This is a genomic window from Mycobacterium sp. SMC-18 (genome assembly GCF_045310895.1).
Lineage (GTDB): Bacteria > Actinomycetota > Actinomycetes > Mycobacteriales > Mycobacteriaceae > Mycobacterium.
The window spans coordinates 18,934-33,041 of sequence record NZ_JBJIAL010000028.1 but is presented as its reverse complement, the minus strand read 5'-3'; the positions used below and the strand labels follow the sequence as shown (position 1 = coordinate 33,041).

General features: G+C 68.3%; 13 protein-coding genes. 3 read left to right on the top strand and 10 right to left on the bottom strand.

The features are described from left to right. The first annotated feature begins 44 nt into the window (after positions 1-44). Entirely contained in the window at positions 45-884 is an 840-nt protein-coding gene (locus ACJH6J_RS21260; protein WP_346414788.1) for a LuxR C-terminal-related transcriptional regulator, read from the top strand. A gap of 4 nt (positions 885-888) precedes the next feature. Here ACJH6J_RS21260 and ACJH6J_RS21255 read toward each other — a convergent pair whose 3' ends face one another. Genes ACJH6J_RS21255 through ACJH6J_RS21235 form a run of 5 tightly spaced genes read right to left on the bottom strand, consistent with a single transcriptional unit; the run spans position 889 to position 6,822 of the window. Further along, positions 889-2,706 (bottom strand): ABC transporter ATP-binding protein, encoded by a 1,818-nt coding sequence (locus ACJH6J_RS21255; RefSeq protein ID WP_406804495.1) that lies wholly within the window; start codon positions 2,704-2,706, stop codon positions 889-891. Then, positions 2,703-4,622, bottom strand: a complete 1,920-nt coding sequence (locus ACJH6J_RS21250; RefSeq protein ID WP_406804494.1) for an ABC transporter ATP-binding protein — start codon at positions 4,620-4,622, stop codon at positions 2,703-2,705. The genes ACJH6J_RS21255 and ACJH6J_RS21250 overlap by 4 nt, the downstream gene beginning before the upstream one ends. Positions 4,623-4,669: 47 nt before the next feature. Beyond that, a complete protein-coding gene (locus ACJH6J_RS21245) occupies positions 4,670-5,230 on the bottom strand; it encodes a chromate transporter (protein WP_406804493.1) in 561 nt (186 codons plus the stop codon). A 10-nt stretch (positions 5,231-5,240) separates the two neighbouring features. Continuing rightward, positions 5,241-5,840, bottom strand: coding sequence for a chromate transporter (locus ACJH6J_RS21240; protein WP_406775867.1), 600 nt, complete (start codon positions 5,838-5,840; stop codon positions 5,241-5,243). Continuing rightward, complete coding sequence (locus tag ACJH6J_RS21235) at positions 5,833-6,822, bottom strand: phospholipase D-like domain-containing protein (RefSeq protein ID WP_406804492.1); 990 nt, start codon at positions 6,820-6,822, stop codon at positions 5,833-5,835. Before ACJH6J_RS21235 ends, ACJH6J_RS21240 begins: the two co-directional genes overlap by 8 nt. Positions 6,823-6,895: 73 nt before the next feature. On the opposite strand from ACJH6J_RS21235, the gene ACJH6J_RS21230 reads away from it, so the two are divergent. Together ACJH6J_RS21230 and ACJH6J_RS21225 are read left to right on the top strand one after the other, a co-directional pair. Further along, a complete protein-coding gene (locus ACJH6J_RS21230) occupies positions 6,896-7,606 on the top strand; it encodes a response regulator transcription factor (protein ID WP_029104649.1) in 711 nt (236 codons plus the stop codon). 99 nt (positions 7,607-7,705) lie between these two features. Continuing rightward, a complete protein-coding gene (locus ACJH6J_RS21225; protein ID WP_226520642.1) occupies positions 7,706-9,055 on the top strand; it encodes a HAMP domain-containing sensor histidine kinase in 1,350 nt (449 codons plus the stop codon). Positions 9,056-9,141: 86 nt separating this feature from the next. Here the strand turns inward: ACJH6J_RS21225 and ACJH6J_RS21220 are convergent, their stop codons facing one another. The 5 genes from ACJH6J_RS21220 to ACJH6J_RS21200 all read right to left on the bottom strand — a co-directional run bounded on the left by ACJH6J_RS21220 (position 9,142) and on the right by ACJH6J_RS21200 (position 14,074). Next, positions 9,142-10,149, bottom strand: a complete 1,008-nt coding sequence (locus ACJH6J_RS21220; protein ID WP_346414783.1) for an OmpA family protein — start codon at positions 10,147-10,149, stop codon at positions 9,142-9,144. Positions 10,150-10,267: 118 nt separating this feature from the next. Continuing rightward, a complete protein-coding gene (locus ACJH6J_RS21215; protein WP_036419981.1) occupies positions 10,268-10,633 on the bottom strand; it encodes an FKBP-type peptidyl-prolyl cis-trans isomerase in 366 nt (121 codons plus the stop codon). Positions 10,634-10,682: 49 nt separating this feature from the next. After that, positions 10,683-11,102, bottom strand: coding sequence for a MarR family winged helix-turn-helix transcriptional regulator (locus ACJH6J_RS21210; RefSeq protein WP_053856484.1), 420 nt, complete (start codon positions 11,100-11,102; stop codon positions 10,683-10,685). Next, complete coding sequence (locus tag ACJH6J_RS21205; RefSeq protein WP_226520640.1) at positions 11,092-12,546, bottom strand: MFS transporter; 1,455 nt, start codon at positions 12,544-12,546, stop codon at positions 11,092-11,094. Before ACJH6J_RS21205 ends, ACJH6J_RS21210 begins: the two co-directional genes overlap by 11 nt. A gap of 232 nt (positions 12,547-12,778) precedes the next feature. Then, positions 12,779-14,074, bottom strand: coding sequence for a citrate synthase (locus tag ACJH6J_RS21200; protein ID WP_226520639.1), 1,296 nt, complete (start codon positions 14,072-14,074; stop codon positions 12,779-12,781). Positions 14,075-14,108 lie beyond the last annotated feature (34 nt).

The following is a 14,108-nucleotide window of genomic DNA, read 5'->3' as shown; positions in this document are numbered from 1 at the left end:
CGTCACACCCATCCGCCCGCTACCCCCGAAAGAGGGTACTGACCGTGACGACCGGCCCGTCTCTGCTGCGCCCGCGTGATACCGACGCGGTCCGCGCTGAGCTGCGACGTCTCGGCTCCGAGGGTGCGGTGCCGGTGATGTTCGGCGGCGAGGTGCACGACGACGCGCTGCTGATCACGGAGTTCTACGGCACCCGCGGCGGCGGTCTCCGCGGGTTGACGGTGCGCTCGATGTGCGGGCTCGGCGGGGCCAGCATGGTCTCGGGTCAGCCGCTCGCGGTGACCGACTACCGGCACGCACCGTCCATCACCCACGACTACGACATGCCCGTGCTGTCGGAGGGCATCCGGTCGGTGCTGGCGGTACCGGTCGTGGTCGATGGCCGGGCCCGGGCGGTGCTCTACGGCGCCTACCGGTCCAGCGCACCTTTCGGCGGGCGGACCGTCGACCTGATCATGGCGTCGGCGCAGCGCCTGTCGGACGAACTGACGATCCGCGACGAAGTGGACCGCCGGCTGCGGCTGCAGCAGGCCGCGGCCGCCGACACGGCGGTCAACACCGAACACATCCGCCAAGTGCACGCCGAGCTGCGACGGCTGGCGGCCGGAAACGCGCCCGTCGCACCGAGCGATCTCGGCGGCCTCGCCGACCGGCTGGCCGAGGCACTGGCCGGTGGGCCCGCACCGGCCGGTCCGCTCAGCCCGCGTGAACTCGACGTGCTGGCGCAGATCGCACTGGGCTGCACCAATACCGAAGCCGCCCAGCGGCTTTCCCTCAAACCCGAGACCGTCAAGAGCTATCTGCGCAGTGCCGCGACGAAACTCGGCACCCACAGCCGGCACGAGGCGGTGTCGAAGGCGCGGCAGCTGCGGCTGATTCCCTGACCGGTCAGGCCAGCGAGTCGATCCAGGCGCGGTGCAGCGCCGCGTACCGCCCGTTCTGCGCGACCAGGTCGTCGGGCGGACCGTCTTCGACGATGCGGCCGCCGTCGAGGACCAGGACCCGGTCCGCGGACTGCACGGTGGAGAGCCGGTGCGCGATCACGAGCGCGGTCCTCCCGGCCAGCACGGTCGCCAGCGCGCGCTGCACCAGCCGCTCGGTCGGGATGTCCAGCGACGACGTCGCCTCGTCGAGGATCAGCACCTTGGGGTCGGCCAGGAACGCGCGGGCGAACGCGACCAACTGGCGCTGCCCCGCCGACAGCCGCCCGCCCCGATTGGCGACGTCGGTGTCGTAACCGTCCGGCAGATTGTCGATGAACCGGTCCGCGCCAACGGCTTCCGCGGCTGCGCGGACCTCGTCGTCGGTGGCGTCGGGGCGCCCGAACCGGATGTTGTCGGCGACGGTGCCGGCGAACATGAAGTTCTCCTGCGTCACCATCACGACGTGCTGACGCAGCTCGGTCTGGGCGATGGACCGCAGGTCGATGCCGTCGAGGGTGACGGTGCCGGTCACCGGATCGTAGAAACGCGCGATGAGCTTGGCGATGGTGGTCTTGCCCGCGCCGGTGGCACCGACGAGGGCGACGGTCTGCCCGGCGGGCACCGTCAGATTCAGTTCGGGCAGCACCGGACGCTGCGGGGTGTAGCCGAAGCTGACACCCCGAAAAGCGATGTCCCCCTTGACCGTCGCCAGCGCGACAGGGTCGGCGGGGTCCATGATGGCGGGCTGCTGCGCGAGCACCCCGGCCAGCTTCTCGAGCGCCGACGCCGCCGACTGGAAGGTGTTGAAGAACTGCGAAATCTCCTGCATCGGTTCGAAGAACATGCGCAGGTACAGCAGGAAGGCCGTCAGCGTGCCGATCGTCATGCGGCCGTGCAGCACCAGGTAGCCGCCGTACAGCAGCACCACCGAGGTGGTGACGTTGCCGATGAGTTTGACCGCGGGCATGAACACCGCGAGCAGGGTCATGGTGCGTTCGTTGATGACGCGGTAGTCGTCGACGACGTCGCCGAAGATCTCCTGGTTGCGCGGCTCGCGCCGGTAGGCCTGCACCGCTTTGATGCCCGTCATGGTTTCGACGAACTGGACGATCACCAGCGCCGCGCGTTCCCGGACGGTGCGGTACGTCTTCGATGATTCGCGCCGGAACCAGGCGACCAGCAGCACCAGGAGCGGGAAGGCACCCAGGCACATCAGGCCCAGCCGCACGTCGAGCGTGACGAGCAGGACCGCGGTGCCGCCCAGGGTGAGCACGGCGGTGATGAGGCTGTCGAAACCCGTCGACAGCATGGTCTGGATGGCTTCGATGTCGTTGGTGGACCGGCTCACCACGCGGCCCGAGGTGTAGCGGTCGTGGAAGGCGACGTCGAGGCGCTGGAACTGCCGGAACACCCGGCGCCGCAGCTCCAGCAGCACCTTCTGCCCGATGCGGCCCGACCGGTTCAGGAAGAACAGCCGGAACGTGGCCTGCAGCACCACGACGCCACACAGGGCCGCGACGATCTGCAGCAGTTCACGGGCCGGCCCGCCCTGCAGGATCGGCGGGATGCCGTGGTCGATGCCGCGCTGCACGAGCAGCGGAACCGACAGGCGCGCACCGTTTTCGACGACGACGACCAGCGCCAGCAGCAGGACCGCGAACCGGTACGGCTTCAGCAACGAGCCCAGCAGGGATCGTGCCTCGCGACGCCGCGAGACGTTCTCGTCGATGGGCAGGTCCTCGACCTTGTCGACCGTCTGGCCGCGCCAGCTCTCGGTGCTCATCGCCTCCGCACCTCTTCGGACTCGTCCGTCTGCTCCAGATACAGCTGCTCGAGCCGTTCGCGTTCGGCGTCCTGCTCCCAATCGCAGCTGCGCTCGCAACCGTCGTCGAGCTCGTCGTCGGCGGACAGCAGGTACCGGTATTCCGGTGCCTGCTCGAGCAATTCGGCGTGCGTACCGATGCGCGTGATGGTGCCGTCCTGCAGCAGCGCCACCCGGTCGGCCAGCAGCACGGTGGACGCGCGGTGCGCCACCACAATGCCCGTCACCGACGTCAGCACCCGCCGCAGCGCGACGGTGACCTCCGCTTCGGTGTGCATGTCCAGGGCCGACAGGGTGTCGTCGAGCACCAGCAGTGACGGCGCGGCCAGGATGGCGCGGGCCAGCGAAAGACGTTGCCGCTGACCACCGGACAGGCTCATGCCCTGCTCGCCGATGCGGGTGTCGAGCCCGAACGGCAGGTCGTAGACGAACTGGGCGGCGGCGATGTCGATCGCCTCGCGAATCTCGTCGTCGGTCGCCGGGTTGTCGGCGCCGCGACCGAGGGTGAGGTTCTCGACGACCGACATCGAGAACAGCGTCGGGTCCTCGAAGGCAGTGGCCACGGCGGTCCGCAGGGCGGGCAGCGACAGCTCGCGGATGTCTCGTCCGTCGAGCAGGATCGCGCCCTCGGTCACGTCGTACAGCCGTGAGAACAGTGCGGCGAGAACCGATTTGCCGGAGCCGGTGGCGCCGACGAGCGCCAGTGTCTGCCCCGGCTCGACCGTCACCGACACGTGGCGCAGCGCCCAGTCGTCAGGTTCGGCGTCGGGGAAGCGGAAGCCGACGTCACGCAGTTCCAGGTGCCCACCGCGCGGCACGGTGTCGACCGGTCCGTCGCTGATATCCACTGGCGCGTCGAAGATCTCGGCGACCCGATTGGCGGCCGTCATGGACTCCTGCATCATCGACAGCAGGAAGCCCAGCGACGCGATGGGCCACACCAGCGACAGCATCATGGTGATGAACGCGACGAGCGTGCCCATGGTGACCTGACCGTGGCCGGCCGCGTACGCACCGAACCCGAGCACGAAGATCAGCGTCAGGTTGGGGATGACCTCGAGCAGCGTCCAGAAGCGCGCCGACACCGCCACCTTGCCGACCTCGGCGTCGTACAGGGCCGTCGCCCGCTCGTCGAACCGCTGGTAGACGTAGTCCTCGCGGCCGAACGACTTGATCACCCGCAGGCCCAGGGCCGACTCCTCGACATGCGTTGCGACATGGCCGGATTGGTCCTGCGCCTGCCGCGACAGCACGGTGAACTGCCGCTCGAACCGGAAGATCGTGACGGACACCGGCAGAACCGACGCCAGCACCACCACACCCAGCGGCCAGTACATGGTCAGCAGGATGCCGGTCACCGCGATGATCTGAATCGTGTTGAGCACCAAGAACAGCAGGCCGAAGCCGAGGAATTGGCGAATGGTGCCAAGGTCGTTCATCACCCGCGACAGCAATTGCCCGGACTGCCACTGCCGGTGGAACGACATGGGCAGGATCTGCAGGCGCGCGTAGAGCTCCTTGCGGATGTCGGCCTCGACGCCCATGGTCGCGCGGGCCCCGAGCCAGCGCCGGATGAACCACAGCACCGCCTCGACGAGCCCCAACGTCAGCGCGGCCGAACCGAGCACCCACAGGCCCGGCTGGTCCTGGTGCCGCACCGGGCCGTCGATCACCGCCTTGGTCACCAATGGGATGGACACCGTCACGCCCAGACCGGCGAACGCGGTGAGCAGCATGGCGGCCCAGCGTCCGCGGTACGGCCGCAGATACGGCAGCAGGCGCAGCAAGTCCGCCGACGCACGTCGACGCTGCGGCACCGGAGCGATCGCCGGCGCCGAATGCAGGGGCTGGGCTACATCAGACACAACAACTTCCATGCTCGCACGTGCCACCGACATACCCGGTGCGCGGCGGCACGACCAGGTCAGATGAAACCCAGGTACCCGACCAGCCCGGCCGCGGCGACGACGATGAGCGGATTCAGCTTGGTGAGCATGAAGATCACCGTGCACACCGCGGTGACGGTGTAGGCGCGCCAGTCGTGGTCGGCGGCGCGGCTCATGACCAGCGATGCCGCCAGGATGAGGCCGACCGTGAGCGGGGCGAAACCCTTCTCGACCGCGCGGCGCAGTTTGGAGCGTTCGGCCTTCTGCCAGATCAACGTGATGATGTAGACGAAGCCCGCGGCCGGTACCACCATCGCGACCATCGAGACGACACCGCCGATGATCGCGCCGGGAATCCCGCCCTCTTTCAGGCCGGCGCCGTAGCCGACCATCGACACGATCAGGATGCTCGGGCCCGGCGCGGTCTGCGAGATGGAGAACAGGTCGGCGAACTGGTTGTCGGTCAGCCAGTGCCTGCCGTTGACGGCGTTGATGTGCATTTCCGGCAGCACGACGTTGCCGCCGCCGATGGACAGCAGCGACAGCATGCCGAACAGCCCGATGAGCTGGATGTAGGTGGAAAGCGCCGCGGTACTCATCGTGGGGTGCTCATGCTGCTGTGGCGCGATCCCGCGGCCCTGGGTCGTTGCCGCGCTCGCGCGGCCACGCCCAGATCAGGCTCAGCGGCGCCAGGATCGCGAGCGTCCCCAGCAAGGGGAACCGCAGCACCCCGTTGAGCACGAAGGCGCCGGCGAACAGCAGGACCGGCACCGCGCCCGTCAGGCACTTCTGGCCCGTCTTGAGCACCATCGTCAGCGTCAGGGCCACCGCGGCCGCAGAAGCCCCGTGCAGCACGCCCTTGACGGCGGGCACCTCCTTGAACCGGAAGTAGGCGAACGACAACGCCAGCACGATGACCAGCGGCATGGCGCACAAGCCGAACACCGCGGCGGCCGCGCCGGGGAAGCCGCGCATCTTGGTGCCGGCGAACACCGCCATGTTGACCTGGTTGGCACCGGGCAGGATGCGGCACATCGTTGTGGCCGAGAGGAACTCGGCGTCCCCGAGCCAGCCCTTCTCCACCACCAGCACCTCGCGCGACCACGCCGACAGCCCGCCGCCGAACGACGCCAGCGCGATGTGGTTGAACGTCAGGACCAACTCGAACAACGAAACCCGTTGGGCCGTCGAGTCGATCTGCTCACTCATGGACCAGCTCGGGGTCGTGCGGGAAGTCGTCTTCGTGATGCTGCGACGAGTCCAGCGGATCGGGCGGCTCGTAGTGGTGCGAGCTCTCCCAGTCGGCGTCGAACACCTGCGACAGCTGCGCGACGGCGTCCGGGTCCTTGACCATCACGCCCAGTTCACGGCGCAGGTCGAAGGCGCTGCGGTCGATGTTCATCGAACCCACGAGCGCTTCGTGGTCGTCGACGATGACCAGCTTGGCGTGCACGCGCAGGTTCTTCTGCTTGCGCACCTTCGCGCCGAACCGGCGCAGGGTCCGCAGCGAGGCGAACGTGTCGAGGATGTCCCAGTCGCTGATGCCGTGCTTGCCACCGCACAGCACATGGACATTCACGCCACGGCCCACCGCGGCCGCGATGTGGTCGAGGATGACGGCGTCGACGTACTTGGGGTGCTGGATGCGCAGCCGGTGCTCGGCGGTGTCGATGAACTTCGCCATGTGGTACCGCGAATTCGAGTTGCTCCACAGCAGGCCGTGATACTGCGACGGCTCCCAATCGGTGTGGGACCAGTCGGCGTCGAACACCTCGACGATCTGCGCGACGTGGTCCGGCTCGGTGGTGATGAAGCCATAGTCCCGCGTGAGGGTGAAGTACTTCTCGCACAGGTTGAACGTGGCCACGAGCGCCGCCGTCTCGTCGACGACGATCGACTTCTCGTGCGTCACGTAGAACGTCGGGTTGGACCACTGGACGTTCACGCCGGCATCCGAGAACTGTTCGAAGGTCTCGTCATTGGCGCGGTCGCCGCCCGAGCGGGCCGGGTTCAGCATGACGCGCACGTCGACGCCCGCCTGGTGGCGCTCGATCACCGCCGCCACGAGCGACGGTTCGGTGAACGTGAATTGCTTGATGAGCAACGACTTCTGCGCCGATGCGAGGAAATCCCGCACCGGCTGCACGCCATCATCGGGTTGGACGATGACTCGCGGCGACACAGGCCCCATAAGCGCCGGATGCTAGCACCGAATAGCGGCTGCCAGACGTGCCTCCGTCAATAACAGTGGGCCATCGGGCAAGATGAGGCATATGGATAGCGGAAGCGCCTCCCCCCGCCTGCTCGTAGTCGACGACGACCCGGACGTGCTGGCCTCATTGGAGCGTGGCCTGCGGCTGTCCGGCTTCGAGGTGTCGACCGCGGTCGACGGCGCCGAGGCCCTGCGCAGTGCCACCGAATTCCGGCCGGACGCCATCATTCTGGACATCAACATGCCGGTGCTCGACGGCGTCAGCGTCGTCACCGCGCTGCGCGCCATGGACAACGACGTGCCGGTGTGTGTGCTCTCGGCCCGCAGCTCGGTCGACGACCGGGTGGCGGGGCTGGAAGCCGGCGCCGACGACTACCTGGTCAAGCCGTTCGTGCTGGCCGAGCTCGTGGCGCGCGTCAAGGCGCTGCTGCGCCGCCGCGGTGCGACGGCGACGTTCTCGTCGGAGACCATCTCGGTCGGGCCGCTCGAGGTCGACATCCCGGGCCGGCGGGCCCGCGTCAACGGCGCCGATGTCGACCTGACCAAGCGCGAGTTCGACCTGCTGGCCGTGCTGGCCGAGCACAAGACCGCCGTGCTGTCCCGCGCCCAGCTGCTGGAGCTGGTGTGGGGCTATGACTTCGCCGCCGACACCAACGTCGTCGACGTGTTCATCGGCTACCTGCGCCGCAAGCTGGAGGCCAACGGTGCGCCGCGACTGTTGCACACGGTCCGCGGTGTGGGGTTCGTGCTCAGGCAGCAGTGATGAGCGCCTGCGCGAAGAACAGAGTGCACTGATGAGCGCCTGCGCGAAGAACCGAGTGCGCTGATGAGCGCCTGCGCGAAGAACCGGCAGCGGTAGGCCGTGAACATCCTGGCGCGCGTCTTCCGTCGCACTCCGTCGCTGCAGTCGCGCGTCGCGTTCGCCACCGGTATCGCCGCGGCCATCGTGGTCGGGATCGTCGGCACCATCGTGTGGATCGGCATCACCAACGACCGCAAGGAACGCCTGGACCGGCGCCTCGACGAGGCCGCGGGGTTCGCGATCCCGTTCCTGCCGCGCGGGCTCGACGAGATTCCGCGGCCACCGCACGACGAGAACGTCGTCATCACCGCACGCCGGAACGGCCAGGTCAGTTCGAACTCGAATGTCGTGCTGCCCGAGCTGCCCGTCGGCTACGCCGATACCCAGGTCAACGGGGTCCGGTACCGGGTGCGGACGGTGCAGATCCACATGCCGGACCCGATGCTGGTGGCGGTCGGCGCCACGTACGACGCGACGATCGTCGACACCAACAATCTGCACCGCCGGGTGATCGCGTTGTGCGCGTTCGCCATTGGCGCGGCCGCCGTCGCGGGCTGGGCGCTGGCCGCGTTCGCGGTGCGTCCCCTCAAACGGCTGGCGCAGCAGACGCGCGACATCGATCCGGAGGGCCAGGACGGGCAGGCCCCGCACATCGACGTTCGCGGCGCCACCGAGGCCGTCGAAATCGCTGACGCCGTCAAGGGTCTGGTGGACCGCGTGTGGGAGGAGAAGGGCCGGACGAAGGCCGCGCTGGCGTCGGCGCGGGACTTCGCGGCGGTGTCGGCGCACGAGCTGCGCACCCCGCTCACCGCGATGCGTACCAACGTCGAAATCCTGAGCACGCTCGACCTGCCCGACGAGCAGCGCAAGGAAGTGCTGAGCGACATCGTGCGCACGCAGTCGCGCATCGAGACCACACTGTGGGCGCTGGAGCGGCTGGCGCAGGGCGAGCTGTCCACCGTCGATGACCATGTGCCCGTGGACATCACCGAACTCCTGGACCGCGCCGCGCACGACGCCATGCGCGTGTACCCGGACCTGGAGGTGTCGCTGGTGCCGGCGCCGACCATCATCATCGTGGGACTGCCTGCCGGACTGCGACTTTCGGTCGACAATGCGATCGCCAATGCCGTCAAGCACGGCGGTGCGTCGAAAGTTCAGCTGTCGGCGGTCAGTTCGCGCGCCGGGGTCGAGATCGCCGTCGACGACGACGGCTGCGGCGTGCCCGAAGAGGAACGCCTGAAGGTCTTCGGACGGTTCAACCGGGGTTCCACGGCGTCGCACTCGGGCTCCGGGCTGGGCCTGGCGCTCGTGGCCCAGCAGGCCGAATTGCACGGCGGGACGGCGACATTGGAGACCAGTCCACTCGGCGGGACGCGGCTGCTGCTACGGCTGCCCGGGCATCACTAGCCCGCCGCGAATGTGCAGCCACACCGCAATCTCCGAAAATTGCCGATCTGTGTGCACGCTCGCGGCGCGGTGAACGCCGGCGCCGCTCAGCCGACGGTGATCTCGACCCGCCGGTTCTTCGCGCGGCCTTCTTCGGTGCCGTTGTCGGCGATCGGGTTGGCGGAGCCGGCGCCGCGGGCCGTCATCTTCGCCGCCAGCACACCGTTCGAAACCAGCGCGGCGGCAACGGCTTTGGCCCGGGTGTCACTCAGCTTGAGGTTGACGGCGTCGCTGCCCTGGTTGTCGGTGTAGCCGATCACGGTGACCGCACCGTTCGGGCAGCCGGCCCGGATCTTGTCGGCGACCTGCACCAGCAGCCGGCGGGACTCCCCCGTCATCTGCGATCCGCCGGTGACGAAACTGATCGGGGTGCGCAGCAGTTCGGTGACGTCGGCCTGCACCTTCGCGCACGGGCCACCGGCCGGGGCCGGGGCGGGGGCGGACGTGGGCGCGGGAGCCGACGAGGGCGCCTGCGCGGGCGGCGCCACCGGACCACCCGGCGCCGGAATCTGAATGTTGTTGGCCAGCTTCGCCCCCGGGAACGACAGCGCTGCGGCGCTCTGCACCTCGCCGGCGACGTCGAGATTGGGCGCCGTCCCCATCAACGTGATCGTGGCGCCGTCGATGGACAGCCCGAAATCGGCGATGGCATCGGCCGCGGAGAGCACGTTGCCGATGGCCGCCATGTCCGGGGTGCCGGCGCCGTCGACGACGGTCGTCTTGTCATTGAAGGTGGCGTTCAGCCACTGCGCTTTCACCGCGGCGGCCAGTTCGGACTTCGACCGGGTGTTGGCGAGGCTGCCCGTCAGCGTGACGGTGTTGCCGTCGCGGGTCAGCGCGAACGGCGCGGAGGTCAATTCGGGCTGCTGTGCCGGTGTCGGTACCGCCGAGGCCGCGATGGAACTCGGGGCCCGGTGCTCGTCGGAGGTGCCGAACACCACCCAGCCGACGGCGGCGACGACGGCCACCACCACGGCCAGCGCCGCCACCCTGCCGCGCGTGCCGAGGCGACGGACGCTGCCGGACGGCTCGATGACGTCAGCTGTGTCCGGCATTGCAAAACCCTCCCTGAAACACGTTCGAGCCTAGAGCCCGACAGCTGTGGGGACGGCACGTTGCCGCCATGACACGCCACAACCGCCGGGCTCTAAGCCCGACAGCAAGTCGATCAGGTCAGCGGACGCCGACGAGGTCGATGACGAAGATCAGCGTCTTGCCGGACAGGCGGTGCCCACCACCGGCGGGGCCGTAGGCCTGTGCGGGCGGGATGGTCAGCTTGCGCCGGCCGCCCACACGCATCCCGGGGATGCCGTCCTGCCAGCCCTGGATCAGGCCGCGCAGGGGGAATTCGATGGTCTCGCCGCGGTTCCAGGAGCTGTCGAACTCCTCACCGGTGTCGTACTCGACGCCGACATAGTGGACCGTGACGTTGCCGCCGGGCACCGCCTCGGCACCGTCGCCGACGATGACGTCCTCGATCACCAACGTCTCAGGTGCCGGGCCGTCCGGGAATTCGATCTCAGGTTTCGTGTTTGCCACGGGACCACCGTAGTCGGGCACCTGCCGCGGGTGGACAGGAACCGCACCCCTAGTGGCGGCGCAGCCGGCTCAGCAGGTCACGGAGCGTGGCGAGCTCATCGGCGTCCAACGTGGCAAAGACCGGCGGTGCCGGATCATCGATCTGGCCGATGCCGCGCAGCACCGCGCCGCCGGCGTCCGTCAGCGACACCAGTTTGCAGCGCCGGTTCTCCGGATCCGGTTGGCGCACAACCAGTCCGCGCTCTTCGAGATCGTTGATCGCGACGGTGGTGGCCGGCGCGTCCATGCCGGTCGCGGCGGCGATCTCTTTGGCCGTCATGGCCTTGGCATCCAGCCGGCGCAGAATCCGGGCCCGGCTGAAGGGCAGTCCGGTCTGCTCGACCACCGCGCGTTTCCAGCTGTCGCGGTTCTCGACCACGACGGCGGCCATGGTCTGCCAGACCTCGTCGGCCAGCGGATCAGTGGACACCGGCCGGCTCCGGCTCACGCGATCCCTCGATCAGTGGCGCCAGCCGCTCCGCGGAGCGCAGGGCACGCGGCGAGGTCGAGAAGAAGCCGAGGACGGCGACCGCGACACCGATCGCGACGCACATCCACCACAGCGGCCGGGCCTGCGTGGCGAAGTCGACGCCGCTGCCGGCCAGGGCCGAGCCGGCGATCGAACCGCACAGTGCCACACCGATACTCACGCCCACCTGGCGGCTGGTGGACGTCACCGCCGCCGCGGCGCCGGCGCGCTCCACCGGCATGCCGCTCACCGCGGCGTTGGTCACTGGCGCGTTCATCATCGCGAACCCTATGCCGTATACCGCGAAAATGACGACCACTCGCCACATGGGCGTCGTCGCCGTCAGCGTCGTCAGCATGAGGGCGGCCGAGGCCATCAGGACACCGGCGACCATCAGTGACGGCCGGGCACCGTAGCGGCCGACGATCCGTCCCGACAACGGCGAAAAAACCAGGGCACCAATGGCGATGGGCAGATAGATGATGCCGGTGTGCATGGCCGAGTAGTGCCGTTCGTTCTGCAGGTAGAACGACATCATGAACAGGAACGCGCCCCAGCCGGTCAGCGCCATCACGGCCGTGACGGTGGCGCCGGCGAACGGGATGCTGCGGAAGAAGCGCAGATCGATGAACGGGTCGTGGCGCCGGCGCTCGTAGCGCAGGAAGCCGACGAGGGCGACCGCGGCCAGCACCGCGATGGCCACGGTGCGGGGGTGGCCCCAGCCCATCCCCGGCCCCTCGATGAGGGTGAAGACCAGGCTGAACAGGAACACCACCGCGAGCCCCTGGCCGATCGGGTCGACATCGCGCATGGTGCCCGACTTGCTCTCGGGGACGAAGATCGCGGTCAGCACGATGGCGGCCAGACAGATCGGCAGGTTGATCCAGAACACCGACCGCCAGCCGACGGCGTGGATCAGCAGGCCACCGACGGTCGGGCCCAGCGCCATCGAGATGCCGACGACCGCGCCCCAGAAACCGAGTGCCCGGGCCCGCTCCACCCGGTCGGTGAAGACCTGCGAAATGATCGACAAGGCAACAGGATTGAGCATCGAGCCACCGATGCCCTGGACCAGGCGGGCGGCGATCAACGCGTCCGCGGTCGGCGCGAGGCTGCACAGCAGTGAACCGCACGCGAAGATCGTCAGGCCGATCTGGAACACCCGCCGCCGGCCGAACCGGTCACCGGCGGCGCCGGAGAGCATCAGCAGCGACGCCAGCACCAGCGTGTAGACGTCGACGACCCATTGCATCTGGGCGGCGCTCGCGCCGAGGTCGCGGCGGATCGACGGGATGGCGACGTTCACGATGGTGGAGTCCATCGACACGATCAGCAGACTCAGGCAGCAGGAGATCAGGATGATCGTCTTGCGCCGTGAGGTGAGCGCGTCGATAGTTGTATTCACACAACCATTGTGAAACTACAACCGTTGCTGAGGCAACGGAGTTTCGGCGTGAGATTGGCGACATGAGCAGGACGCGCGCGCTCGGCGCCGACGAGCGGCCTCGAATTGCACGCAAAAGGCGGCGTGTTGCCGTACAAACACGGCCGCTCGCGGGAAAAGAGAACGCGGCAAGCTCACGGGAAAAGAGAACGGCCCCTCGCGCACTGTGCGCAAGGGGCCGTCTCGGTGAAACTCAGTGGTTGGGGTAATCCCGCTCGGTGTAGCCGGTGTAAATCTGGCGCGGGCGCCCGATCTTGGTGCCCGGGTCGGCGCTCATCTCGCGCCAGTGCGCGATCCAGCCCGGCAGGCGGCCGAGCGCGAACAGCACGGTGAACATGCGGGTCGGGAAGCCCATGGCCCGGTAGATCACGCCGGTGTAGTAGTCGACGTTCGGGTAGAGCTTGCGCTCGACGAAGAAGTCGTCGGTGAGGGCGATCTCCTCCAGCGACTTGGCGATGTCCAGCAGCTCGTCGTCGCCGCCCAGCTTGCCGAGAATCTTGTCGGCCTGCTCCTTGACGATGCGCGCCCGCGGGTCGTAGTTCTTGTAGACCCGGTGGCCGAAGCCCATGAGCTTGACGCCGTCTTCGCGGTTCTTGACCTTCTTGACGAAGTCGCGGACGTCGCCGTGCTCGCTGCGGATCTTCTCCAGCATCTCCAGCACCGCCTGGTTGGCGCCGCCGTGCAGCGGGCCCCACAGCGCGTTGATGCCGCCGGAGATCGAGGTGAACAGGTTGGCCTGCGACGAGCCGACCAGGCGCACCGTCGACGTCGAGCAGTTCTGCTCGTGGTCGGCGTGCAGGATGAACAGCATGTCCAGGGCGCGGACCAGCTCCGGGTCCACCTGGTACGGCTCGGCCGGCAGGCCGAACGTCATGCGCAGGAAGTTCTCGACCAGGTTCAGCGAGTTGTCCGGGTACAGGAACGGCTGACCGACCGACTTCTTGTACGCGTAGGCCGCGATGGTCGGCAGCTTGGCCAGCAGGCGGATGGTCGACAGCTCGACCTGCTCGGGATCCTTCGGGTCGAGCGAGTCCTGGTAGTAGGCGCTCAGCGCGTTGGCCGCCGACGACAGCACCGGCATCGGGTGCGCGTTGCGCGGGAAGCCGTCGAAGAACCGCTTGAGGTCCTCGTGCAGCAGGGTGTGCCGCTGGATCTTGGTGGTGAAGGCCTCGAGTTCGGCGGCCGTCGGCAGCTCCCCGTAGATCAGCAAGTAGCTGACCTCGATGAAGTTCGACTTCTCCGCGAGCTGCTCGATCGGGTACCCGCGGTAGCGCAGGATGCCGGCGTCACCGTCGATGTAGGTGATGGCGCTCTTGGTGGCCGAGGTATTGACGAAACCACCGTCGTACGTGGTGTAGCCGGTCTTGGACAGCAGCGAGCCGAGCTCGATGCCGTCCGATCCCTCGGTGGCGCGCACGATCTTGAGATCGACCTCGCCCCCGGGATACCGGAGGTTGGCTACGTCGTCAGAGCTGGAGGTGTCGGCCACTTGAACCCCTTTTGCGGTGTCGACTTGCAGTGTC